General features: G+C 34.1%; 27 protein-coding genes. 16 read left to right on the forward strand and 11 right to left on the reverse strand.

Translation table 11 applies throughout. The annotated features are described in order from the left end of the window. Window position 1 precedes the first annotated feature (1 nt). The 3 genes from IR010_RS03340 to IR010_RS03350 all read right to left on the reverse strand — a co-directional run bounded on the left by IR010_RS03340 (window position 2) and on the right by IR010_RS03350 (window position 1826). Window positions 2-583 (reverse strand): DUF3347 domain-containing protein, encoded by a 582-nt coding sequence (locus IR010_RS03340; protein ID WP_194601619.1) that lies wholly within the window; start codon window positions 581-583, stop codon window positions 2-4. Between the two features lie 31 nt (window positions 584-614). Next, window positions 615-1268, reverse strand: a complete 654-nt coding sequence (locus tag IR010_RS03345; protein WP_194601621.1) for a heavy metal-binding domain-containing protein — start codon at window positions 1266-1268, stop codon at window positions 615-617. A 189-nt stretch (window positions 1269-1457) separates the two neighbouring features. Next, window positions 1458-1826, reverse strand: a complete 369-nt coding sequence (locus tag IR010_RS03350) for a hypothetical protein (protein WP_194601623.1) — start codon at window positions 1824-1826, stop codon at window positions 1458-1460. Between the two features lie 604 nt (window positions 1827-2430). Between IR010_RS03350 and IR010_RS03355 the strand changes: the two genes are divergently transcribed. Continuing rightward, window positions 2431-3858, forward strand: coding sequence for a DUF1254 domain-containing protein (locus IR010_RS03355; RefSeq protein ID WP_194601625.1), 1428 nt, complete (start codon window positions 2431-2433; stop codon window positions 3856-3858). 356 nt (window positions 3859-4214) lie between these two features. On the opposite strand, the gene IR010_RS03360 is transcribed toward IR010_RS03355, so the two are convergent. The 5 genes from IR010_RS03360 to dnaK form a co-directional block, all read right to left on the reverse strand. After that, window positions 4215-4556, reverse strand: coding sequence for a helix-turn-helix domain-containing protein (locus IR010_RS03360; protein ID WP_194601627.1), 342 nt, complete (start codon window positions 4554-4556; stop codon window positions 4215-4217). A gap of 107 nt (window positions 4557-4663) precedes the next feature. Beyond that, entirely contained in the window at window positions 4664-5413 is a 750-nt protein-coding gene (locus IR010_RS03365; protein WP_194601629.1) for a hypothetical protein, read from the reverse strand. After that, window positions 5413-6669, reverse strand: coding sequence for a site-specific integrase (locus IR010_RS03370; RefSeq protein ID WP_194601631.1), 1257 nt, complete (start codon window positions 6667-6669; stop codon window positions 5413-5415). The genes IR010_RS03365 and IR010_RS03370 overlap by 1 nt, the downstream gene beginning before the upstream one ends. Next, window positions 6666-7220, reverse strand: a complete 555-nt coding sequence (locus IR010_RS03375; protein ID WP_194601634.1) for a helix-turn-helix domain-containing protein — start codon at window positions 7218-7220, stop codon at window positions 6666-6668. The genes IR010_RS03370 and IR010_RS03375 overlap by 4 nt, the downstream gene beginning before the upstream one ends. A 204-nt stretch (window positions 7221-7424) precedes the next feature. Then, a complete protein-coding gene (dnaK, locus tag IR010_RS03380; RefSeq protein WP_029269465.1) occupies window positions 7425-9308 on the reverse strand; it encodes a molecular chaperone DnaK in 1884 nt (627 codons plus the stop codon). 255 nt (window positions 9309-9563) lie between these two features. Here dnaK and IR010_RS03385 point away from each other — a divergent pair, with 255 nt between their 5' ends. The 11 genes from IR010_RS03385 (at window position 9564) to IR010_RS03435 (ending at window position 18925) form a co-directional block, all read left to right on the forward strand. Beyond that, entirely contained in the window at window positions 9564-10820 is a 1257-nt protein-coding gene (locus IR010_RS03385) for a Na+/H+ antiporter (RefSeq protein WP_194601637.1), read from the forward strand. Between the two features lie 2 nt (window positions 10821-10822). Next, complete coding sequence (locus IR010_RS03390) at window positions 10823-11470, forward strand: hypothetical protein (RefSeq protein WP_194601639.1); 648 nt, start codon at window positions 10823-10825, stop codon at window positions 11468-11470. Window positions 11471-11480: 10 nt separating this feature from the next. Beyond that, on the forward strand, window positions 11481-12071 hold the full coding sequence (locus IR010_RS03395; RefSeq protein ID WP_194601642.1) for a hypothetical protein: 591 nt from the start codon (window positions 11481-11483) through the stop codon (window positions 12069-12071). A gap of 134 nt (window positions 12072-12205) precedes the next feature. Continuing rightward, a complete protein-coding gene (locus IR010_RS03400) occupies window positions 12206-12643 on the forward strand; it encodes an acyl-CoA thioesterase (protein WP_026982233.1) in 438 nt (145 codons plus the stop codon). Between the two features lie 82 nt (window positions 12644-12725). Then, a complete protein-coding gene (locus IR010_RS03405; protein ID WP_194601645.1) occupies window positions 12726-13580 on the forward strand; it encodes a mechanosensitive ion channel family protein in 855 nt (284 codons plus the stop codon). 13 nt (window positions 13581-13593) lie between these two features. Further along, complete coding sequence (locus tag IR010_RS03410) at window positions 13594-14433, forward strand: maleylpyruvate isomerase N-terminal domain-containing protein (protein ID WP_194601647.1); 840 nt, start codon at window positions 13594-13596, stop codon at window positions 14431-14433. Window positions 14434-14553: 120 nt separating this feature from the next. Continuing rightward, window positions 14554-15525, forward strand: coding sequence for an alpha/beta fold hydrolase (locus IR010_RS03415; protein WP_410505234.1), 972 nt, complete (start codon window positions 14554-14556; stop codon window positions 15523-15525). 28 nt (window positions 15526-15553) lie between these two features. After that, window positions 15554-15943, forward strand: coding sequence for a DUF1398 domain-containing protein (locus tag IR010_RS03420; protein WP_194601652.1), 390 nt, complete (start codon window positions 15554-15556; stop codon window positions 15941-15943). 19 nt (window positions 15944-15962) lie between these two features. Continuing rightward, window positions 15963-16820 (forward strand): ThuA domain-containing protein, encoded by an 858-nt coding sequence (locus tag IR010_RS03425; RefSeq protein ID WP_029269446.1) that lies wholly within the window; start codon window positions 15963-15965, stop codon window positions 16818-16820. After that, window positions 16810-17667 (forward strand): sulfurtransferase, encoded by an 858-nt coding sequence (locus IR010_RS03430; RefSeq protein WP_194566740.1) that lies wholly within the window; start codon window positions 16810-16812, stop codon window positions 17665-17667. Before IR010_RS03425 ends, IR010_RS03430 begins: the two co-directional genes overlap by 11 nt. Before the next feature lie 16 nt (window positions 17668-17683). After that, the gene (locus tag IR010_RS03435; RefSeq protein ID WP_194566742.1) at window positions 17684-18925 is read left to right on the forward strand and encodes an ATP-binding cassette domain-containing protein; all 1242 of its coding nucleotides are present in this window, start codon (window positions 17684-17686) and stop codon (window positions 18923-18925) included. A gap of 85 nt (window positions 18926-19010) precedes the next feature. Here the strand turns inward: IR010_RS03435 and IR010_RS03440 are convergent, their stop codons facing one another. Then, window positions 19011-20054, reverse strand: a complete 1044-nt coding sequence (locus tag IR010_RS03440; RefSeq protein WP_029269443.1) for an RluA family pseudouridine synthase — start codon at window positions 20052-20054, stop codon at window positions 19011-19013. Continuing rightward, window positions 20044-20667, reverse strand: coding sequence for a PASTA domain-containing protein (locus IR010_RS03445; RefSeq protein WP_029269441.1), 624 nt, complete (start codon window positions 20665-20667; stop codon window positions 20044-20046). Before IR010_RS03445 ends, IR010_RS03440 begins: the two co-directional genes overlap by 11 nt. 239 nt (window positions 20668-20906) lie before the next feature. Between IR010_RS03445 and IR010_RS03450 the strand changes: the two genes are divergently transcribed. The 4 genes from IR010_RS03450 to IR010_RS03465 all read left to right on the forward strand — a co-directional run bounded on the left by IR010_RS03450 (window position 20907) and on the right by IR010_RS03465 (window position 23919). Further along, window positions 20907-21878 (forward strand): D-alanine--D-alanine ligase, encoded by a 972-nt coding sequence (locus IR010_RS03450; RefSeq protein ID WP_029269439.1) that lies wholly within the window; start codon window positions 20907-20909, stop codon window positions 21876-21878. A 129-nt stretch (window positions 21879-22007) separates the two neighbouring features. Beyond that, a complete protein-coding gene (locus IR010_RS03455) occupies window positions 22008-22700 on the forward strand; it encodes a DUF421 domain-containing protein (protein ID WP_194566746.1) in 693 nt (230 codons plus the stop codon). A 74-nt stretch (window positions 22701-22774) separates the two neighbouring features. Next, window positions 22775-23233 (forward strand): pantetheine-phosphate adenylyltransferase, encoded by a 459-nt coding sequence (coaD, locus tag IR010_RS03460; protein WP_029269435.1) that lies wholly within the window; start codon window positions 22775-22777, stop codon window positions 23231-23233. A gap of 107 nt (window positions 23234-23340) precedes the next feature. Next, window positions 23341-23919: a PhnA domain-containing protein gene (locus tag IR010_RS03465; protein ID WP_194601655.1), complete on the forward strand. Its 579-nt coding sequence runs from the start codon at window positions 23341-23343 to the stop codon at window positions 23917-23919. 142 nt (window positions 23920-24061) lie between these two features. On the opposite strand, the gene IR010_RS03470 is transcribed toward IR010_RS03465, so the two are convergent. Then, window positions 24062-24508 (reverse strand): hypothetical protein, encoded by a 447-nt coding sequence (locus IR010_RS03470; protein WP_029269431.1) that lies wholly within the window; start codon window positions 24506-24508, stop codon window positions 24062-24064. Between the last annotated feature and the right edge of the window lie 4 nt (window positions 24509-24512).

A 24512-nucleotide genomic window follows, 5' to 3' on the forward strand; every position in this document is an offset into this window, starting at 1 on the left:
TCTAGAATTCTTTTCTAACGGAACCACAAGTAAGCATTTCCGAACCATAATATGGATTTTTGATGTCTTTTACCTCGCTTATCCAAATGGCTCCTTTCCCTTCATCAGCCATTGGACAGAAATCCTGATACAGTTTTTGGTCTGTTCCAAAAGTGGCTACCAAATCATTGATGTCTTTGCTCATTAAAACAAAATGTTCCCTTTGGTGCGCTATGTTCCCGGCATTATCTCCAATATGTTCAGCGTGTTCTTTGAGATCATCGGCAATATCCATATAGGTTTTCATTTGTTCACCAGATAATTTTTTCATATCGATTTTTCCCAAAGTCTTCACCAATGCTTTTCCTGAATCGGCAGTACCGTTAGAATCGTCTTTAGTCAAAGCATTTTTTAAAGACAAATAATCCGTTACAATTTCTTTAATGGAAAAAGAAGTAGGACTGACTTTTACAGTTGCAGTTTCAGGTTTAATTGTTTCTGAATTAACTGTTTCTGAATTAACTGTTTCTTCTTGCTTATTTTTTTGATTACAAGAAACCAATAGGAATGATAGTACCAGGACTGAAAGAATTATATTTTTCATTGCTAAAATTTTAAGTTATTTAAAAATTGGGTTACTGTTTATGTTCTTCTTTTGCAGCCATTTCCATACCACATTTTGGACATTTTCCCGGTTCACTAGAAGTAGAACCATCCATTGGACAAACATATTTTGTTACAGTTTTGCTCATCGGCTGGCTTCCCTTTTGAGCATGGGTATCTATTTTCTCAGTAGTTTTTATCATATCCATGCCACATTTAGAACATTGACCTGGTTTATCAGAAGTAGAACCATCCATTGGACAAACATATTTAGTCACAGTTTTAGTCATAGGTTGGCTTCCTTTTTGAGCATGGGTATCTATTTTCTGGGTAATTTTTACCATTTCCATTGCGCATTTAGAACATTTTCCTGGTTTATCAGAAGTAGAGCCATCCATAGGACAAGTATATTTTGTCACAGTTTTGCTCATCGGTTGGCTTCCTTTTTGAGCGTGGGTATCTATTTTCTCAGTAGTTTTAATCAAGTCCATGCCACATTCTGGACATTTACCTGCACTTGAATTTGTTTTGTCAGGATGTGTAGGGCAAACATAAATTGTTTTTTGTTCTTCCTTAGTTGTAGCTGTTTGAGCTGATGCTACAGTAATTGCTGTTAAGAAAACGCTTAATACGATAATTAAATTTTTCATTTTTTTTATTTTATTAAACAAAAGAATTGAATTCATCGAATTATTAAATTCAATGAATTTCCTTTGGTTTTAAGTTTAAATATTTTAGAATTAAATAAGTAATTGAATATCAAATAAATAGAAATACACTATAAATTTAATAAAATTCAATTAACAAATATTATAAATGATTTTAAAGCAAGGATTGCTTCGGATTTGACACACTTTTGGCTGTCAAAATTTGATTTAGCTTATTTTAGGTATAAACCAAAGAGAATTGAAACCGGAAGAAATTGAGGTTTCTAAATTGTAAAAATTTTGTTTTTTTGAAGAGAAATTAAAACGATTACTATTACTATTCCATTCAGTAATCGAAATTAAAGTATTGCTGGAAGAAGCGCAACAACATTTTGAATGATTGCATTTACTGCCACATCCCTGATGCTTTTTAGCTTTGGAATGACTATCCTTATTACAACAATCGTCATTACACGTTTTGGAAGAAATCTCTTTTTTGCAAGAATGTTTTATTGAATTTTTTTCACATGCAAAAGAATTACCTGGCATCAGTAAGATACCAAATAAGACAATTAAAAAAATGTGAATACTTTTCATTGCATAGAAATTTCATTCAAAATTAATTAAACACAAACCATTAGTCGCAAAATTTTTGTTAAAATTCTAAGTACATTTCTAAACAAACTTTGATTTCTTTTGTGCAAAGAATTAATACTTAAAATTTTATAGAAAATCTATTAGGTAATATGGTTCGAGTTCACTTCCCGCTAATGACAAGAAAGCTTCAGATATATCTGAAGCTTTCTTGTCACATTCTTCATATGATAAGTTGCAACACAGTTAGAGCACAAGATAAAAGAAACTAATTAGTGAATTTCCTAAAATATATTTTTAAAATCTTACTTCTTTAAATCTAAATGTATATTAGATAAACTACCCTGAAATTTAAACGGCCGATAATAATTTTCATCTACGGGCGTACCAAGATCCAATCCTATATCCTGAGATTCATTCAAAGAATATTTCATAGGAGTTGTCTTTTCTGCTTTATTTACTTCTTAATTAGGTTTCATTTTATAAATCGAGACCATTTAAGATGATCTTTCAGAAAGATCTCTATTACGATTTGTTATTTTTACTTGTAATTGTATAAGACTTAAATAAAGTACAAAAACCAAATTATAAACGAAATATTCCCATCATGAAAAAGCTGTTTTTATTACGTACATTGTTAGTTTTGGTTTCTTTTGTAGTATTGTCAAGTTGTAAAAAAGAAATAAAACAAGAACAGAACAAACAAGCAGATCTTACTACTGAACAGGCAAAATCATTAGCAAAAGACGCCTATCTTTTTGGACTTCCTGTAGTCTTTTTTGAAAAACAAGTCGATTTTCAATCGTACACTACTAAGGTTACAGATAAAAGAGCACCCATAAATCAGTTTTTTCATTATCGTGCCTTTGTAGAGGCATCAGACAGATCTGTCGTTGGTTTTAATGTCGATAACTTATATTCTATTGCTGATCTTGATCTGTCAAAAGAGCCATTAGTTTTATTTGTTCCACAAATGGGAAATCGTTTTTGGCTGATGCAGGTTATAGATGCGTGGAATGGTGTTCCTGCAGCACCCGGATCAAGAACTTATGGCGGCAAAGGAGGAACTTTTTTAATCACAGGTCCAGATTATAAAGGCGATATTCCTAAGGATATGGAAGTAATCAAGTGCCCTACCAATCTTGCTGTTATTGGTGGCCGTACCTATTGCGCAGGAAAATCTGATTATGCTACTGTCAATAAATTGCAGGATCAATATAAATTGGTTCCGCTTTCCCAATGGGGTAAAAATTATATTCCACCGGCAAATGTTCCTTTAAAAGAAGGAGTTGATGGAACTACACTGGTAAACAAGCAATTTGCCTCTTTGACAGCTGAACAATTTTACAAAAACCTTAACCGACTGATGGCAAACAATCCTCCTTATGCGAGTGATTCTGTGATGGTTAAAAAAATAGAAAAACTTGGAATCAAACCTGGTGCTGATTTTTCACTTAGCACCTTTAAACCTGATATTGCCAAAGCAATTGAAGAAGGATATAAAGAAGGATTTGAAGCCATGATGAAGGAATCGGCCCAATTAGGAAAAATTGTTAACGGATGGTCTCTGACTTATGATATGGGAAAATACGGAACCAGATATACTTACAGAGCAGCATGGACTTATTTTGGTATTGGTGGAAATATTCTCGAAGATGCATTTTATCCTTTGGCACAAACTGACGCAGATAAAAATCCTTTAGATAGTTCAAACAAATACACCCTAACTTTTGCTAAAAATCAAATTCCTCCAGCTTCTGCTTTTTGGTCTTTGACAATGTATGATTTTGACGCTTACCTTGTACCAAATCCTTTAAAGCGTTATGCACTGGGTGATAGAAGTAATTTGAAATTTGAAAAAGATGGATCACTTACAATTTATATGCAAAATACGACTCCAGGCAAGGACAAGGAAAGCAATTGGCTTCCAACTCCAAACAGCGGTAAATTTAAAGTTGCATTACGTTTATATGTGCCAAAACCAGAAGTAACAAGTGGAAAATGGCTTCCTCCAGCAATACAAAAAGTAAAATAACAAGTCTTGGCGATTTACAAATTAGTCTATACTAGATACTAGAGGAAGCAAAATATTTGTCATTTGGAATGGATACCTTTTTTGCTACAAAAAGTTAAGGCGATTTATAAGATATTTTAATTATGGAAGTTTCGTGGCAGAATCGTGGTACACCAATATTTTAAAAATAGAAAACGACTTATGATAGCGGATCCAACAGTTAGGTTCGAATCTGGAGCTCCTTGAAACAGTTGAAATAGTGGCAAAGTAAAGAATACTCAAAGGATGTTGTATTTTTCTTTAGATAACTTATCACTTGTAATAAATCTTTTTTGATAATGTAATGGAGTGACATAAGTATTCTTGCGAGCTATGTTCTATTTATTTCGATTATGATTATATTTCAATACTTCTGATTCGATTTCCTGTATTGTTTTCTTTTTCCCTTTAGAGATCCATTCTAAAAGTTCTTCTTCAAAAAAGTAAAGCTTTTTACCATATTTATAGCACGGGATTTTTCGTTGCCTTACAAGAGCGTAAATTGTAGGCTTTGCTTTTCCTATCAGCCGGCTTGCTTCTTCAATGCCGATAGGAATGCTTTTTTCTTTAGATTCATATACCTGTACATTCTGAATCAAAAGTTTAATCTCTGCAATTTCTTTCACTAAGTGTGCTACTGCTTTGGGCAGGTTCTCAAAAGAGATTTCATTTATATCCATAGCCATCGTGTTTAATAGTTATGGTGCAAATGAAAAAAGTGTTTCTGCTGTGTCCTTCTTTACAACAAAAACACTTAAAAAACACAGTGCTTTATGACCATTGGTATTTAAAAATCAGTAAAATCTTCTATTATCTTTATAAGCCCTTTCTGTTCATCATCTTTCAGATGCGTTTTAATGCTGTTCTCTTCAACATCTTTTAAAGCGTCAGCAAAAGTCAATTTTAAAAATTGAGCGGCTCTGTCCTGTCTGCTGACTTTAAAACAATTCCAGATATTCCAGCCAAAATGATACAAATCGAGATTGGACAAATCTTTTACTTTTACCGGTTTAATCTTTTCGAAATTTATGTCTTCAGCATATATGATTATATTCTTTCCCAATTGTTTCAAATCATCATCCGACACGTACAGCGCAAACTCCTGCTGTGCATAACGGATGGCAGTATCAATTCTTGCCTGTTTTTGATTTCTGGCTGCATTTTGACGCTCCTCCCTTAACTGCTGAATATCGATGGCTGAATTTTTATTTCCAGACAATCCAGGCGTAATTAAAGCATCCTGTAGCTCCTCTTCTATTTTTTCAAGGTTTTCATTTGGAATGTGGCTTTCAGGCGATTCATTCTTTTTTGCCTTCAAAAAACGATTCACCAATCTCTCAGCCAAATCGTTTAGAAATAAACTTAGAATTGCAAACATTAAAACTCCAAATCCAGTGCTGATCCAAAAGAAAACGCCGGCCGTATATTGATCCGCACCTTTTTCCAGCAGCACCAGTCTTCCGATTATGCCGACAAAGACGCAGACTAAAAAAACAGACAGGTAAACTGTGATATATTCAAAGTATTTTGTTTTCATTACGGCTTGTTTTTTAAAGATTCCAATTGTATTGCCTGCGAAGCTCTGTTTTTCTTCTCATCTATTACTTTGGCATAGATTTCAGTAGTTTTTACGTTGGTATGCCCCAGCATTTTGCTGACCGTATAAATGTCTGTCCCGCTCGACAGCTGCAGTGTTGCAAATGTATGGCGGAAGCAGTGGAAGGTAATATTTTTTTTAATGCCTGCCGATTCAACCCATTTTTTCAGAGGGCGTGAAATCCACGACGGGTCCGGCAGATCCTCGAAAACAAGCTGCCCGGGAAGCCTCGGTTCTCCGCAGAGATCTAAAGCCTGCTCAGAAATAGGCATGTATTCGACACCCTTAGTCTTTTTCTGCGTAAAATGCAGCTTAGCCCTGCCGTCTTCCAGACTTATCTCTTTCCAGCGGAGATTCTGAATGTCGGAATGCCTCAGACCTGTAAGCGCTGAGAAAAGCGCGGCTCTTTTAAGGACGTCTTTTTCGCAGGGCGTTTGGGCCAACCCGTTCAATTCTTCAATGGTAAGATATTCGCGTCTTGATTCCTGCTCCGGGATGCCCTTAATTTTTGAAGATAAATCAACGCTTAAATATCCGTCGATAAAGGCCTGTTTCAAAGCTGCTTTAAATATGGAGAAATAGGTTGCAGCAGTGTTGCAGGAAATAGTTCCCTTCTTACCTCCTCCACGCGGAGCTGATAATAAAAACAGTTTAAAATCTTCCGCCATTCTGCTGTCAATCTGTGAAAACACAAGGCTGCCTTTGGAATAACTTTTTAAAAATTCTCTGCTCCGCTGCCAAGTGATCTGAATGGATTTTGAACTTCGGGCGTGTCTTTTAGCCGCCACAGCGGCAATGTATTTAATAAAATCCTCTTTTCCTTTTTCTTTCTGTTCAACCAAAAGGTTCTCAGCATCACTGTATAGATCTGTATTATCGTATTCTTTCTGCCGGATTTTACGCACTGCGTCAGCATAAAGCATTATTTCACGGTCGCTCTCGCTTCTGCACATTATAATTCCGTTATCGCTGCGTCTGGGTTTATAGGATTTTATGCCCTCTGCATCTGTGCGGGCAGTTCTTTTCTTGTCCCACTCCACTGTTGTTACGGATCTGTTTAAATATTCACGGATTCTCTTGGGAGTTTTTTTTCCGGAAACCTCAACAGGATAGCTTTCTATGTAAACATACCATTCCTTTCGGTCTTCTGCTTTTCGCAGGCGCACAGTCACCTTGGTTTTTGCTAATTGCTTCATATGAAATCATTTCCGTTATACAAGTTGTCAATTTCGCTTTTTGGGGCATATACATGCTTTCCAATCTGTCTGGTCGGGATTGAATATTTCCTGATGTGGCTGTAGACAGAACCTTCAGATATCTGAAATCTCTGGGCTATTTCACCGATTGAATAGCAGTCCTCTTTTTCAAGACTGTATAATTTTTTCTTCGGTGGGCTTTCAGCCTGCTGCAGGATGCTTGCAGGGCCGAACATCTCTTCCATAACTCTGCGGTCTATTCTTATAAGGCGAGTCCCCAGATTAACTGAAGGAATTTTTCCCTGACCGACAAGCCGGTAAAGGGACTTATTGGGAATGCCAAAAAGCATGCCAGCTTCCGCGACAGAAATAAATGCCCTGTTCTGGGGTATTTTATCTACCAGCGCTTTGATCCCCACTTCCTTTTTAAGCCGTATCATCTTCTGTTTGTATGCTTTTTTACTGCATACATGCGAGCAGTAAACAGAAGTCACGGTTTTAGGCAGGAATTCTTTCCCACAATTAAGACATTGTTTATCAGATCTTTTCATAGTCTTTGTCTCCCATTAAGGTACCATAAGGGTACATAAGTCCCACTTTGTCTCCTTTTAAGTGCCGGTACAAATATGATACAAATATATGATTAAAAATGATTAAAAAACAGCAGAAACAAAAAAGAATAAAAAAGAAAAAGCGCTGTAAACATTACGTTTACAGCGCTTTAGCACTTATTATTAACTGATATTAATCAGTACTTATTTGACTTCTTCGAATTCAACGTCTTCAACATTGTCACCTTGCGATTGCTCTTGTTGTGGAGCTGCTTGTTGACCTTGTTCACCTTGAGCGTACATAGCTTCTGTAGCTGTTTTCCAAGCTGCATTGATGTTGTCAAGAGCCGTTTGAATAGCTGGAATGTCTTGAGATTGGTGAGCCATTCTCAATTCAGTTAAAGCGTACTCTACAGCAACTTTGTGATCGTCAGCTAATTTGCTTCCTAACTCTTTCAATTGACTTTCTGTTTGGAAAATCATGCTGTCAGCTTCGTTTAATTTCTCAGCTCTTTCTTTAGCTATTTTATCAGCGTCAGCGTTAGCTTCAGCATCTTTTTTCATTTTTTCGATTTCTTCAGCTGTTAATCCAGAAGAAGCTTCGATACGGATATCGTGAGATTTTCCAGTTCCTTTGTCAGTTGCAGAAACTTTGATGATACCATTAGCATCGATATCAAAAGTTACCTCGATTTGAGGAACTCCTCTTGGTGCTGGTGGAATACCATCTAAGTGGAAACGACCGATAGTTTTGTTATCAGCAGCCATTGCTCTTTCTCCTTGTAATACATGGATTTCAACAGATGGTTGAGAATCAGCAGCAGTAGAGAATACTTGAGATTTTTTAGTTGGTATAGTTGTGTTAGACTCAATTAATTTAGTCAATACACCACCCATAGTTTCGATACCTAAAGAAAGAGGCGTTACGTCAAGTAACAATACATCTTTTACATCTCCAGATAAAACTCCACCTTGAATAGCAGCTCCAATAGCAACAACTTCATCAGGGTTAACTCCTTTAGATGCTTTTTTACCGAAGAATTTTTCAACTTCGTCAGCGATTCTTGGCATACGAGTAGAACCTCCTACAAGGATTACTTCGTCGATATCAGATGTAGATAAACCTGCATCTTTTAATGCTTTAGCAACTGGCTCCATAGAACGTTTTACTAAAGTATCAGATAATTGCTCAAATTTAGCTCTAGATAATTTTTTTACTAAGTGTTTTGGTCCTGAAGCAGTAGCAGTTACGTAAGGTAAGTTGATTTCAGTTTCAGCAGAAGATGATAATTCAATCTTAGCTTTTTCTGCAGCTTCTTTCAAACGTTGCAATGACATTGGATCTAAACGTAAATCAATACCTTCTTCAGATTTGAATTCGTCAGCTAACCAGTCAATAATAACTTGGTCAAAATCATCTCCACCTAAGTGAGTATCACCGTTTGTAGACAATACTTCAAATACACCGTCTCCTAATTCAAGAACAGAGATATCAAAAGTACCTCCACCTAAATCGTAAACAGCAATTTTTTGATCAGTTCCTTTTTTATCTAATCCGTAAGCAAGTGCAGCAGCAGTTGGCTCGTTGATGATACGCATAACTTTAAGACCAGCGATTTCTCCAGCTTCTTTAGTAGCTTGACGTTGTGCATCGTTAAAGTAAGCAGGAACAGTAATAACTGCTTCAGTTACAGTTTGACCTAAATAGTCTTCAGCAGTTTTTTTCATTTTTTGAAGTGTCATTGCTGACAATTCTTGAGCAGTGTATAAACGACCGTCAATATCCACACGTGGCGTATTGTTGTCACCTTTTACAACACTGTAAGGAACTCTTTTTGCCTCTTCTTGAGTTTCAGCAAAAGTGTGTCCCATAAAACGTTTAATAGAAGCAATCGTTTTTGTAGGATTCGTTACCGCTTGTCTTTTTGCAGGATCACCTACTTTAATTTCTCCACCTTCAACAAAAGCGATGATAGATGGCGTTGTTCTTTTTCCTTCTGCGTTAGGAATAACAACTGCTTCGTTACCTTCCATTACAGAAACACAAGAGTTCGTCGTACCTAAGTCAATTCCGATTATTTTACCCATTTTTTATATATTTAATTTTGATATACTAATTTATAACTCAGGTGGCATAAGTCAATCTTTGTGCCAATATAAAAAACCAAAGTAAATTGTCAGTTTTAATATTGGCACACTAATAAACATCTGACAACATGACATTTTTAAAACCTGACAATCATGGCATATCAGGACTTTACGTGTCATTAATGCTTCTAAACTTTCAATTATATATTGAAATACTTACATTAGCATCATCCTAAAAATTCAATATTCGCCAAAATGGAAAATTACAGCATCATTATTTTTATTCTTGCCATTATTATAGGACTTTCTGCCTTTGCCGATACCATCAAACTGCCCCAGCCTATTCTTCTGGTTATTGTAGGCATTGCAATTGGTTTTATTCCGACAATGAACGAAATTGAAATTAATCCAGAAATTATATTTTTATTGTTTCTTCCTCCTTTATTATATGATGCTTCTTTTAATATTTCACCTAAAGATTTTAAAACTAATATCAATACAATAAGTACGCTGGCCATAACTTTAGTTTTTCTGACTACATTTTGGATTGCAGTAGTTGCCCATTATATGATTCCGAATATTACATGGCCTCTAGCATTTTTACTGGGAGCAATTCTTTCTGCAACAGATGCAGTAGCTGCTATAAGCATTACGAAAGGACTCGGAATTTCTCATAAAACCATAACTATTCTTGAAGGTGAAAGTTTAATTAATGATGCTTCTGCTTTAGTTGCATATCGTTTTGCTGTTGCTGCAGTAATGGGATCTGCTTTTATAATTTGGAAAGCAACACTTCAATTCGTTGTATTATTGGGAGGCGGTTTTTTAGTAGGTTTTATAATGGCAAAAATTTTGGCATTTATATTAAGCAGAGTGCATAAAAATGTAAATGTCACAGTAAGTTTCATGCTCTTAATGCCATTTGTAACGTATTTGATTGCTGAAAACCTGCATGTTTCTGGAGTAATTGCTGTAGTTATTTTAGGTCTTTCAATTGCGCGTTTCAGTAAAAAAATATTTCCAGAAAGCTTAAAAAACAGTTCTAGAAGCCTTTGGGACATTATTATATTTTTACTAAACGGATTAATCTTTATTTTAATCGGACTTAATTTTCGTTACATTTTAAAAGGTATTGACAATGATATGATTCTACCTTATATTGGATATGCTTTTATCATTACAATCGTGGCACTTTTGATTAGAATGGTCAGAATATTTCTTCAGAAAATAAACCTGCAAAAAACTTTTCAAAATAAAAAAAGCAAGCGAAAGATCAGTGAAGATGCGCTTTTAGATTTTAAAAATAGTATTATTTTGGGCTGGTCTGGAATGCGAGGCATTGTATCTCTTGCCATTGCTATTGGACTGCCAAAAAACCTTCCAGACGGAACTCCATTTCCGGAACGAACTGTGATTATTTTCATTTCTGTTGCTGTTGTATTGTTAACCTTGATTGGTCAGGGTCTTACACTTCCGTGGATAGTGAAAAAACTTAATTCTAATTTAAAATAGTAATGGCAAAATCAATAGTATTCTTGTATATTTTTTTCTATTTCAATATTGCCTTTTCTCAGCAAAAGTCAGTTAAAATACATGAAACTTTTAATGAAGCAATTACAAATGTAAATGTCAAATTGCAGTCATTTATTCCGAAAGGCTACGAAGCAATCGCTCAAAAATCAGGCGACTTAAATCTAGACAAACTCGAAGACTATATTTTAGTACTTCGCAAAAAGACTGAAGAAAAAACATCAAATTACAATGATAATAAACCTGATAAAAGACCTGTACTGCTTTTATTAGGACAAAAAAATGGGAGTTTTAAACTTGCTTATAAAAATGAAAATGCTGCTTACTGCATAGATTGTGGTGGTGTTTTTGGAGATCCTTTTGACGGAATTTCCATTAAAAACGGCTATTTTTCTATTGAGCATCGTATTTCAGGCGGACATCATTGGGAACAAATTATTACTTTTAAATTTGATAAAGTCAAAAATAATTGGTTTTTATATAAACATCATTTTATCAACTATATTCTTAATCCAAGTTCAGATCCAAACGAAGAAGCTTTAATACCAGATGTTGACAAGCTAAAAACAGTTAAAGATTTTGGTGAAATTTCATTTGAAAAATTTAATATTTATTCTCAAAGAGGATATTAATATCAAAACAATGCAGAAAATTATTTTCTTGTTACTTCTTATTTTTTCAACAGCGACTTCTGCTCAAAAAAGCAATTTCAATAGAGAAATCACAAAAGTAAAAGGCGATCTAAACAAAGATGGCTTAATAGACTACGTTCAGGTTTCACAAGACACAGTAAGCGATACTTCGCCTTATAAACTTGATATTTATTTTGCTGAACAAAACGGATCTTTTAAACGTATCGTTTCTACCACAAAAGCAATTGAACCCGCTTTTCCAAATGGCAAAAAGGGCTTTCAAACGGGAAATGGTTTTGATGAAATCACGATTATAAAAGGAATTTTAAGCATTAATAACGAACTTTTGCGCGGTCATTTTGAGCATAAATTCCGATATCAAAATGGTGATTTCGAACTTATTGGTTTCTCTGAAGTATACTCAAACGGACTCGGTACAATGGGAAAAATCGATTTTAATTTATCTACAGGAATTCAGATTATCGAAACAGAACCATATGGCGAAGATGATTTTCCAAAAACACACACTAAAAAGAAAATCCTGATCAGGCCGCTTCCTAAACTTCAGGATTTTGTTCCTTTTGAAAAAGAATATTATTAATAATTTCCCGCAATACTTTATTATACAATAAACGGTTTACATTTTTATTTGTAATTTCGATTCCTTATAAATGAATGTTTTTCTGATAAATTATCTCGAAAAGCATTCTCATTACAATTAAAATACAATAAAAAATGGCTTCATTTATTAAAGAAATTTCTTTTCGCTGGTCAGATCTTGACCCAAATTTTCACGTTCGTCACAGTGCTTATTACGATTTTGGTGCACAGCATCGTATCGAAATCTTAGAAGAATTAGGCTTAACTTTAAGAGTGATGCAAACGCAAGGTTTTGGTCCTGTTTTATTTAGAGAGGAATGTGTTTTTAGAAAAGAATTAAAACTTTCTGACAAAATATTCATTCATACCAAAACATCAAAAATGAAAGCCGATGCTTCCCGCTGGTCAATCATTCACGAATTTAGAAGAGAAGATGATACACTCTGCGCCACTATTACTGTTGACGGCGCATGGATGGATACAAAATTGCGCAAATTAGCTTCTCCAACTCCGGAAATAGCTATCGAGGCTTTGAGTATTTTTCCTAAAAGCGATGATTTTGTCGGATTATAAAAAAATCTGATTTGTTATAAATTATAAAATCCAAAAGACACATTTAATAGTAGTTTTTTGGATTTTTTTAAACTCAAAGTTTATGATTGATTACTTAAAAGACTTTAGAATTGGTGTTTTTATTGCTATTATAGCAATTACAACAATTGTTTTGGGCGCGATTACAGACAAAGCACTGCGCTATTTTTTGTATCGCAAACAAACTAATAAAGAGTATGATGCAACTGGTTTTAAGTTTTTAAAACATTTAATCATAACGGTAATTTATATTTTAGGCTTCGCTTTTGCTTTAATACAAATTCCAGAATTTAAAATTATCGGACATTCATTTTTAGCCGGTGCGGGAGTAATTTCGTTAGTAGCCGGCTTGGCTTCTCAACAGGCGTTAAGCAATATTGTCAGCGGTATTTTTCTAGTTATTTTTAAGCCTTTTCGAATCAATGACAAAATTACAATCAACAATTTTGTTGGCACTGTAGAAGACATTAATTTAAGACAAGTTGTTTTGAAAGATGCTGAGAATAACCGAATTATTATTCCAAATTCAGTTATCAGCAATCAGATTATCGTGAATACCAATATGCACGATACAAAATCTTGTAAAATAATCGAAATCGGAATTGGTTATGAATCTGATATCGAGAAAGCGCTAGAAATCATGAAAGATGAAGTGGCAAAACATCCGTTTTTTATTGATACGCGAACCGCTGAAAGCAAGAAACAAAAAACGCCTCTAGTTATCGCGCGCGTTGTCGCTTTAGCAAATTCGAGCGTTACGTTAAAAGCTTGGGCTTGGGCAAAAAATTCTACAGATGGTTTTGTAATGTATTGCGATTTACTGCAAAGTATTAAAAAACGTTTTGATGAAGCGAATATTGATATTCCGTATCCGCAAAGCGTTGTAACATTGAAAAACACCGAAAAAGAGCAGTTATAGTTAAGTTAAGCTTATGAAATCTTCAATTATACCAATAGAAACTTTACATCTCTTCCCTGTTTTAGATGAGTTGTTAATCGAGCTTTTAAAATCATTGAAAGAAGAAGAATGGAATGCAAAAACGGTCTGTAAAAAATGGACAGTAAAAGATATTGCATCTCATTTATTAGACGGAAATTTAAGAGGTTTATCTATTTCTAGAGATTCTTTTTTTGGCGAAAAACCAGAAAACATTAATTCATATAACGATTTGGTCGATTTTCTCAATCAATTAAATATGAGTTGGACCAGCGCCACAAAACGTCTTAGTCCAAAAGTCATAACTGAATTATTAGAAACTACCGGAAAACAATATATTGCGCATCTACAAACTTTAAATCCTTTTGAAAATGCGATATTTTCTGTTGCATGGGCTGGCGAAGAAACTTCTCTAAACTGGTTTCATATTGCTAGAGAATACACTGAAAAATTCTTGCATCAACAGCAAATTAGAAATGCGGTTAACAAACCCGCTCTTTTAACCAAAAATTTATTTTATCCTTTTATACATACATTTATACAGGCTTTGCCTTATGTCTACAAAAATGTAATAGCAGAGAACGGAACAATTATAACTTTGATTGTAACAACCGAGATTGGCGGTGAATGGAGTATTATTAAAAAAGAAAATAACTGGGCGTTTATAGAATTGTTTGATGCTGAACCAACTTCAATTGTAAAAATAAGTCCAGATGACGCCTGGCTTTTATTCTCTAAAGGAATGACTCCCGATGATGCTAAAGAAAAAGTTGAAATTATTGGCAATAAAAATCTTGGTGAAATGGCGCTAAACACTGTTGCTGTTATGGCGTAAAGAAAATACAAATTTTCTGATAATTTTAAGACTTTAATTTTTGGTTTTAAAATGGTTAAGTTTAATTTTATAGAACTTGCAAAACTTAATCCTTAAAAAATGAAAAATATAAAACTTATAATGCTGTTATTTCCTCTTTTTTGTTTTTCGCAAGAAGAAAAAATAAAAGCTTTAGATATAAATTTAAGCAATTACGAATATCCTTTTCCTGTAAAGTTTTTAGAATTAAACAACCAGCGTCAGTCTCTAAAAATGGCTTATATGGATATAACTCCTGAAAACTATAACAACAAAAATATTGTTTTGCTTCACGGAAAAAATTTCAACGGAGCGTATTGGGAAACTACTATAAAGGCACTTACAAAAGAAGGTTTCCGCGTCATTGTTCCGGATCAGATTGGGTTTGGAAAATCATCCAAACCAGATAATTTTCAGTACACTTTTCAGCAATTGGCAGAAAATACCAAGAAGCTTTTAGATCAATTGGGCATTCAAAAAACAACTATTTTAGGACATTCAATGGGCGGAATGTTAGCCACAAGATTTGCTTTGATGTATCCTGAAACTACTGAAAAATTAGTTCTTGAAAACCCAATTGGCTTAGAAGATTGGAAACTTGTAGTTCCTTACAAACCTGTTGAATGGTGGTACGAATCAGAATTAAAACAAAATTACCAAGCGATCAAAAAATATCAAATGGAAAATTATTATGATGGAAAATGGAATGCAACTTTTCAAAAATGGGCAGAACTCGGCGCTGGCTGGACTTCAGCTCCTGATTACAATAAAGTAGCTTGGAATTCTGCTCTGCTGTACGACATGATTTTTACCCAGCCTGTTTTATACGAATTCAAAAACATCAAAAGTCAAACGCTTTTAATCATCGGAACAAGAGATAAAACAGCTTTAGGAAAACAGTTGGCGCCTGAAGAAGTCAGAAAAACAATGGGAAATTATGCTGAACTGGGCAAAAAAACTCAAAAAGCGATTCCAAACTCAAAATTAGTTGAAGTACCAAATACAGGGCATTTGCCTCATATAGAATCTTTCGATCAATTTATAAAACCATTAATTGTATTTTTGAAACAATAAAAAAACACTAATCTAAAACTAAAAATATATGTTTACAATCGAACAAATTAAAGAAGCACATGCTAAAGTAAAGACCGGAGCAGATTTTCCAAACTACATACAAGATTTAATTATTTTAGGTGTTAAAGGTTACGACACTTTCGTGAATGACGGCCATGTCGAATATTATGGCGTAAACAATTACACGGTAACATCTGATGAAAAATACAATCCGATAAAAATTGCTCCAACTGCAAACAAAGAGCTTTTTATAGAATTTTTAGTAAAACATCAAAGTGGAGAAACAGATTATCTTACCTTCTGTAATCATTCAGGACAATGCGGAATTGCAAAATGGAGAGTTGATATTATCGAAATGACCTGCACTTATTATGATCTCGCGAATAACGAAATATTGATCGAAAAAATTCCTGATTAATTCATCTAAACAAAACGTCATGCTGTTTTTTATTTCTAAAAAAGGTTTTTTAATTGCACTTATATGCAGTTGCTTTTTTGGATTTTCTCAAACGAAAAAAGAAGATGCAAAATTTAAAGTAATTGCTTTTTATACCGCAAAAAACGATCAGGCGCATATTAGCTTTGTTCATGAAGCCAATAAATGGTTTCCGAAAATGGCTGAAGTAAACCATTTTGAATATGATTCAACCAGTAATTGGGACAATATGAATGCGGAATTCTTAGCCAATTATCAAGTTGTTTTGTTTTTAGACACAAGGCCAGAAACACAAAGTCAGCGAGAGGCTTTTCAAAAGTTTATGGAAAATGGCGGTGGGTGGATTGGTTTTCACTTTTCGGCTTTTGCCTTAAATGATTCGGATTATCCTCAAAATTGGGACTGGTATCACAATACTTTTTTAGGTTCTGGTGAATATGGAAGCAATACTTGGAGACCTACTTCGGCAGTTTTGAGAGTTGAAAATAAACATCAAATAACTAGAAATATCCCCAAAGTTTTCACATCTGCGCCAAACGAATGGTATCGATGGAGCAATGATTTAAGAAAAAATCCGGACATTCAAATTATTTTAGCTATAGACGAAAGCAGTTTTCCGCTAGGAACAGGACCAAAACAAAACGAAATTTGGCATAATGGTTATTATCCTGTCGTGTGGACCAACAAAAACTATAAAATGCTGTATGTAAACATGGGGCACAATGATATTGATTATGAAAATGGCACCAATAAAACCCTTTCATATACTTTTGAAAATAAAGCTCAAAGCCAATTAATTCTAAATTCTTTACTTTGGGTGGGAAAGTCAAAAAATAAAACAAATAAAGATGTCCAATAAAATTTCTCCAATTATAAATCCTGACGAATTACTTCAATTAAAAAATTTATCTGAAATTATAATAATTGATGCTAGAGCTGGAATAAATGCCGAAGAAAATTACAACAAAGAGCATTTAAAAGGTGCTCGGTATATCGATTTGAATCGGGATTTGGCAACCGTTGAAAATAATCCTGCAAAGGGCGGTAGACATCCTTTGCCGTCTTTCGAAAAGTTTTCTGAAGTACTTTCCAGAGTCGGAATTTCTCCTGAAAATCATGTTATTATTTATGATGATAAAAACGGATCAAATGCTGCGGCGCGATTTTGGTGGATGCTAAGAGCTATCGGGCATGAAAAAGTTCAGGTTTTAAATGGAGGTTTGCAGCAAGCTATAAAAGCTGGCTTTGCAACAAGTGATGCAGTTGAAACTTTTGCAAAAGCAGAAAAATACCCAATTTCAGAATGGAAATTCGCCTTAGCCGATATTAATGAAGTTGAAAAAGCACGAAAAAACGATAAAAATATTGTACTTGATGTAAGAGATAAAAATCGTTTTGATGGACTGACAGAACCTTTAGATTTAATTGCCGGTCATATTCCAGGAGCAATAAATGTGCCGTTTAGCGAAAATTTAAATGAAGAAGGATTTTATAAATCTGCAACAGCATTAGCTTCTAAATATTCAGAAATTTTAGGAAAAGTAAACCCTGAAAATGTAATCGTACATTGCGGATCAGGAGTTACTGCCTGCCACACTTTATTAGCAATGGATTATGCCGGAATTGCAATTCCAAAACTATACGTAGGATCTTGGAGCGAATGGTCGCGCAACGATCGCCCCATGGCAACAAAAGAAACAAAATAATAATTAAGATTAAGAAATGCAGCACTGGGATATACTTTTATCAAATCAGGTTAACAAAAAAGCTTTTATAGATACATTACTTTCTGGCGAAGCAAAAGAAGAATTAGCAGTTTTTAACAATCAAAAAGGAATTTTGTTTTCAGATATTGCTATTGAAAAATTTATCGAAAAAGAATACCAATATGACACTGTTGAAGCATCTCCAGAATCGAACAGACAATTGAGAACTTTTTCTTCTGGCGAACGTAAAAAAGAATTTTTAAAATACTGCATCAATCAAAATCCTGATTTTATCATTTTTGATAATCCTTTTGACCATTTAGATCAGGCATCGAGAGTTCTTTTAGCACAATCTTTAGAAAAATTAACGGATACTATTGCAATTATTCAACTGGTAAATCGCGTTGCTGATGTGCTTGATTTTGTCCCGAATAAAGCTCAGATTAAAGACAATTCATTTGAATTGCATCCGATTTCAAAAACCGAAAATCATTTTAAAACCTTTAATACTTCAGCTATTCCAAAAGCTATAGAAGCGCATAATTTCCACGAAAGTGTATTAATTAAAATGGAGAATGTTTCGGTTAGTTATGATGATAGAAAAATCGTAGACAACATTTCATGGACAATAAAACAAGGTGAATTCTGGCAGTTAATTGGTCCAAACGGCGCCGGAAAAAGCACTATTTTATCTTTGATTACGGGTGACAATCCAAAAGGATTTGGTCAGAATTTATTTTTATTTGGAAGAAAAAAAGGAAGCGGTGAAAGTGTTTGGGACATTAAAAAACAAATCGGAATCTTTACTACTTCTATGACTGACCTTTTTCAAAAAAACCACAGTTTAGAACAAATGATTCTGTCCGGTTTTTTTGATTCCATCGGACTATATAACCAGCCTTCAGCTCTGCAGACTAAAATAGTGGATCAATGGCTCGAAGTAATTGAGATGAATCATTTAAAAAAGAAGCGTTTCACAGAACTCTCCGTTGGTCAGCAAAGAGTGGTACTTATTGTGCGTGCGGTTTTAAAACACCCGCCTTTACTAATTCTAGATGAACCAGTTGAAGGCCTGGATGACGAAAATGTAGATCTGGTAATCCAGCTTATTAATACAATCAAACAAGAAACAAATGTGAGTATTTTATATGTCTCACATCGCATAGAATCTGGCCTCGCTCCTACTTCTGTTTTTGAACTATTGCCAAAATCAACTGGATCAATTGGCAAAATAAAATATCATTCAGAATTAAATTAAACACAAATTCCACTAATTTACAGGAAATTAATCTGTGTAAATTAGTGGAATTCTATTTAAATTATCTAATTGATAAATTATCTAATTAATTCTCTTCCTCGTCAGTATTGTGCGATTTTACATAATTGCGCCATTTCTCAATACAATCCTGAAAATCTTGTGGCAGTTCTGTATCAAAACGCATCATTTCTCCAGTTGTCGGATGCACAAAACCAAGTGTTTTAGCATGCAGTGCCTGACGTGGCAATGCCTTAAAACAATTCTCGATAAACTGTTTGTATTTTGTAAACGTAGTTCCTTTCAAAATCAAATGTCCGCCATAACGCTCATCATTAAACAACGGATGCCCGATGTGTTTCATATGTGCACGAATCTGGTGTGTCCTTCCGGTTTCTAATTTGCAAGAAATCAAAGTGACATAACCAAAACGTTCTAAAACTTTATAATGGGTAATTGCAGGTTTCCCTATTTCTGGATCAGCAAAAACAGCCATTTGCATACGGTCTTTTAAGTGTCTGGCAAGATTTCCTTCAATTGTACCTTCTTCTTGAGCTACATTTCCCCAAACAAGGGCAATATACTCACGTTCAGATGTTTTTGCTTCAAACTGCTTTGCCAAATGCGTCATTGCAGCTTCTGTTTTAGCCACGACCAAAAGTCCAGAAGTATCTTTATCAATTCTATGAACTAAACCGGGACGTTCACTGCTGTTCATTGGCAAATTATCAAAATGATGTGCCAAAGCATTTACTAAAGTTCCGGTATAATTTCCGTGACCTGGGTGCACAACCATTCCAGGCTCTTTATTAATCAATAAAAGAGCATCATCTTCATAAACGATGTTTAGCGGAATATCTTCTGGAAGAATATGATTTTCAAACGGCGGATGCGATAACATAACAGTCACAACATCAAACGGTTTTACTTTATAATTTGATTTTACCGGAATATCATTTACAAAAATGTTTCCTTCTGTTGCTGCGTTCTGAATTTTATTTCGAGTCGCATTCTGAATCAAATTCATTAGATATTTGTCAATACGCAAAAACGCTTGACCTTTAGGGACTTCAAATCTAAAATGTTCGAATAATTCGTCTTCTAGATCTAAATTTTCAATATTATTGTTCATCTTTTGGGGTTTCTTCAGCTGGCGCAGCTAAACTATCATTCGCCTGACTTTCATCTACATAACTCGCTTTTCCATCACCTAAAACTAAATCAATTTTAGACGCTTTCAGTACGCGGTCTCCTACTTTCAAGTTTCTTCCTTTATAACGCATCTCTAAAACCATATCTTTTCCAAGATTCGGAATATACGTAATTGTTCCTGCTTCAAGCCCTAAAGCTTTCAATGTAGGAACTGCTTCACGATATGTTTTTTCTATTAAATCAGGAATTCTGACAGATGAAAATCCTGATGCATTAATTTTAATATATATTTTTCTTCCCACTTTTACTTTAGTTCCTGGCAACGGATCCTGCTCCACAACACTATATTTTGGGAACTCACTTCGGTAATCAACACTATCCAAAAGCACATAATCTAAGTCTAGCTCGTCTAGCTTTTCTTCTACTTGCTCTTCAGTCAATTTAGATAAATTCGGAACGGCAATTTCATGTCCGTGATCAGTTGTAAAAGTTAACCAATGCATAAACAAATAACCTAAAACAGCAATAATAGCTGCCGCAATTAATACTTGCACGAAAAAAACTCGGCTTGTTAAATACTGACGTAAACTCATAAATTTATTTTTATTAGAGGCAAAGATAAAGCTATTTCGTTTCAAAAAAAATGATAATTTTGTTTTAAGCAAGAAAGCTTTTAATACACCTTATAAAGGCGAAAAAAAAAGCACACTTATTCAACATATTTAAACAGATAACCGCAGATTTATACAATTTTTGAATTCGCTCAAAATTTGTGGATTCGTGGCAAAACTTGAAACTTGAAACAAAATAAAACTTTAAACAAAAATATATAATGAAAAACATAGCCATTATCATGGGCGGATATTCAAGTGAATATAAAATTTCTCTCATCTCAGGAAACGTAGTGCATCAATATCTTGACAAAACAAAATATAACGGATTCCGTATTCATATTTTTAAAGAAAAATGGGTTTATGTAGACGAAAACAATGCTGAATATTCGATTGATAAAAATGATTTTTCAGTAACGGTAAACGATCAAAAAATTACTTTCGACTGTGTTTTCAACGCTATTCACGGAACTCCCGGTGAAGACGGATTAATGCAGGCTTATTTCGAATTATTAGGAATTCCGCAATCGTCTTGCGATTACTACCAATCAGCACTTACATTTAATAAACGTGATTTACTATCGGTTTTAAAGCCATACGGAATCAAAACGGCGATTTCTTATTATTTAAATAAGGGAGATGTTATCAATACTGCAGAAATCGTTAAAAAAGTAGGTTTGCCTTGTTTTGTAAAACCAAATAAGGCCGGTTCAAGTTTCGGAATTTCAAAAGTAAAATCTGAGGCTGAACTACCAATTGCAATTGAAGTTGCCTATAAAGAAGATAATGAAATTATTATCGAAAGTTTTCTTGACGGAACAGAAGTTTCTGTTGGAGTAATTAATTATAAAGGAGAAATAAAAGTATTGCCAATTACTGAAATTGTTTCTGACAATGATTTTTTTGATTACGAAGCTAAATACGAAGGTAAATCTCAAGAAATTACACCGGCAAGAATCTCTGACGAATTAACTCAAAAAGTAGGAGAAACTGCAAAACGTGCTTACGAAGTTTTAAAAATGAAAGGTTTCTCTAGAAGTGAATTCATTATCGTAGACAACGAACCTTATATGTTGGAAATGAATACGATTCCAGGTTTAACAACCGAAAGTCTGATTCCGCAACAGGCAAAAGCAGCGGGAATATCTCTTGAAGATTTATTTACAAACGCGATTGAGCTAGCACTTTTGTAAGTTACTAAGATACTAAGGTTCTGAGACTCTAAGATTTCAGAACCTTACTTTTTTATATTTTAAAATATCCTTGACAAAAACTAAAAAACGTAGAACCTTACTACCTCATAACCTTAGTAACTAAAAAAAATGAAACAAATATTTGAATGGAATAGAGTATTTTATAATGATTTGCCGGAAAACTTTGCTCTAGAAGTTGTATTTCGTTCCACAGTTATGTTCATCATTCTATTGCTAACCTTGAAATTAGCAGGAAAACGAGGTGTAAAACAATTATCTATTTTTGAAACTGTAATAATTATTGCATTAGGCTCTGCTGCCGGAGATCCTATGTTTTATGAAGACGTTGGAATTGTACCTGCAGCAATAGTATTTACAGTTATTATTATTTTATATCGCTCCGTGACCTGGCTTACTGGAAAAAGCAAAAAATTTGAAGAATTTATAGAAGGCAAAACAGAATGTTTGATCAACGACGGCAAATTTTCTATATCGACTTTCAAAAAAGAAAGCTTGGCGCAGGATGAATTTTTCTCTGAGCTTCGCATCAAATCTATTGAACATTTAGGTCAGATAAAACATGCTTTTATAGAAACAAGTGGCGAAGTAAGTGTTTTCTTTTATAAAGATGAAGAAGTAAAATACGGATTGCCTATTTTGCCGGCGGCTTTCAATAAAAAAAGCAAGAATATTTCCATCGATGGTATTCATGCATGCACTTTTTGTGGTCATACCGAAGAACAAAAGATAGGTACAGCCAAATGTAAAGTTTGCCAAAAAGAGGAATGGGTTGAGGCAATTAATACAAAAAGAATTACTTAAAAAATTAATTTAATTTCAAAATAAAGCCTTTGTGCCTTTGTGCCTTTGCAGCTTTGAACCTTAAAAGAAAAAAAATGCGAAAAGCCATATTTCCAGGATCATTCGACCCCATTACACTTGGTCACGAAGATATTATCAAAAGAGGAATTTCTCTATTTGATGAGATCGTAATTGCAATTGGAGTCAATGCCGAAAAAAAATACATGTTTTCATTAGAAGAAAGAAAGCGTTTTATTGAAGAAACCTTCAAAGATGAACCTAAAATCAGTGTAATAACATATGAAGGTTTGACAATTGATTTAGCAAAAAATCTAAAAGCCCATTTCATTTTGAGAGGCCTAAGAAATCCAGCCGATTTTGAATTTGAAAAAGCAATTGCACATACTAATAGACGTCTTTCTAAAATTGAAACTGTATTTTTATTAACCGCTGCAAAAACCTCATATATAAGTTCAAGTATTGTTCGTGATGTATTACGAAATGGCGGTGAATATGAAATGTTGGTTCCAGATGCTGTTAGGGTTAAGAAATAAAAAGCAACATCCGTTTCAACACGCAAAATCAGTAAGAAACACCCAAAACATAAACTTGCAGGCGAAGCAAATTATAAGTAATTTCGCATTTTAAATAAAACAAAATAATGAGCATCGAAAGAGAATTAAACAAACGAAGCGGATCTAAATGCGAACTTTGTGGCGCCGAAGAAAACCTAAAAGTATATCAAGTACTGCCAACACAAAAAGGCGGTATTGAAGAAGCTATTTTAGCGTGTAATACCTGTATAGACCAAATTGAAAACCCTGATAATGTCGATTTAAATCACTGGAGATGTCTTAATGACAGTATGTGGAATGAAAATACAGCCGTACAAGTGGTAGCTTGGAGAATGCTGAGCCGTTTGCGCGCTGCAGGCTGGCCACAAGAATTGCTTGATATGATGTATTTAGACGAAGATACATTGGCTTGGGCACAAGCAACTGGCGAAGGCGAAGACGACGAAAACAAACTGGTTCACCGTGACAGCAATGGTGTAATTTTAGAACATGGAGATTCTGTAGTTTTAATCAAAGATCTAAAAGTAAAAGGATCAAGCATGGTTGCTAAACAAGGAACTGCCGTTCGAAACATCCGTCTAGATCACGAAAACGCTGAATATATTGAAGGAAAGGTAGATGGCCAGCAGATTGTGATTATTACACAATATGTGAAGAAAATTTAAATTTCTCGTCTCAGTTTTCAGACTGTTCAATGATAGAAAATACTGCAAATAAAAAGGCTATTCAAAATTTGAATAGCCTTTTTATTGTATTTAAATTTCATTAGGTTTTTTACTTAAAACAATAAAAACCTGAAACTGAAAATTATTTTTGAAATAATTTATTGATCTGATCTTTTACAAATGGCTCAGAAATACTGCTTGTTGCTGCAGAAGCTTCTTTACTTGAAACCATAAACTGAACTGTAGCTTTTTCTGGAATAACACTTCCTGTGTAGTGCAGCCAAATGAAATTATTAGGCAATTCTAATTTAATATCATACAAAGGATTTGCGCCAAAACCATTCATGATAATACTGTAAAGACTTGCATAATCATTATTAACATTTTTAAAAGTAAACTTTCTTAAAGTTGACCCTTCATCATCGTTTTGAATACTTGTGTAATATACAGTATATTCATCTCCAATTTTTTGAATGTAGTTGTTATTTACTTTTCCTAATTTTTCAACCGGTACAGTTTCGATAACTTTAATTTGTGCGAAAGACACAACACTAACCAACAAAATGGCAATCGTAATAATTCTTTTCATAATT

Source organism: Flavobacterium sp. MR2016-29 (assembly GCF_015350695.1).
In the GTDB taxonomy this organism is placed as follows: Bacteria; Bacteroidota; Bacteroidia; order Flavobacteriales; family Flavobacteriaceae; genus Flavobacterium.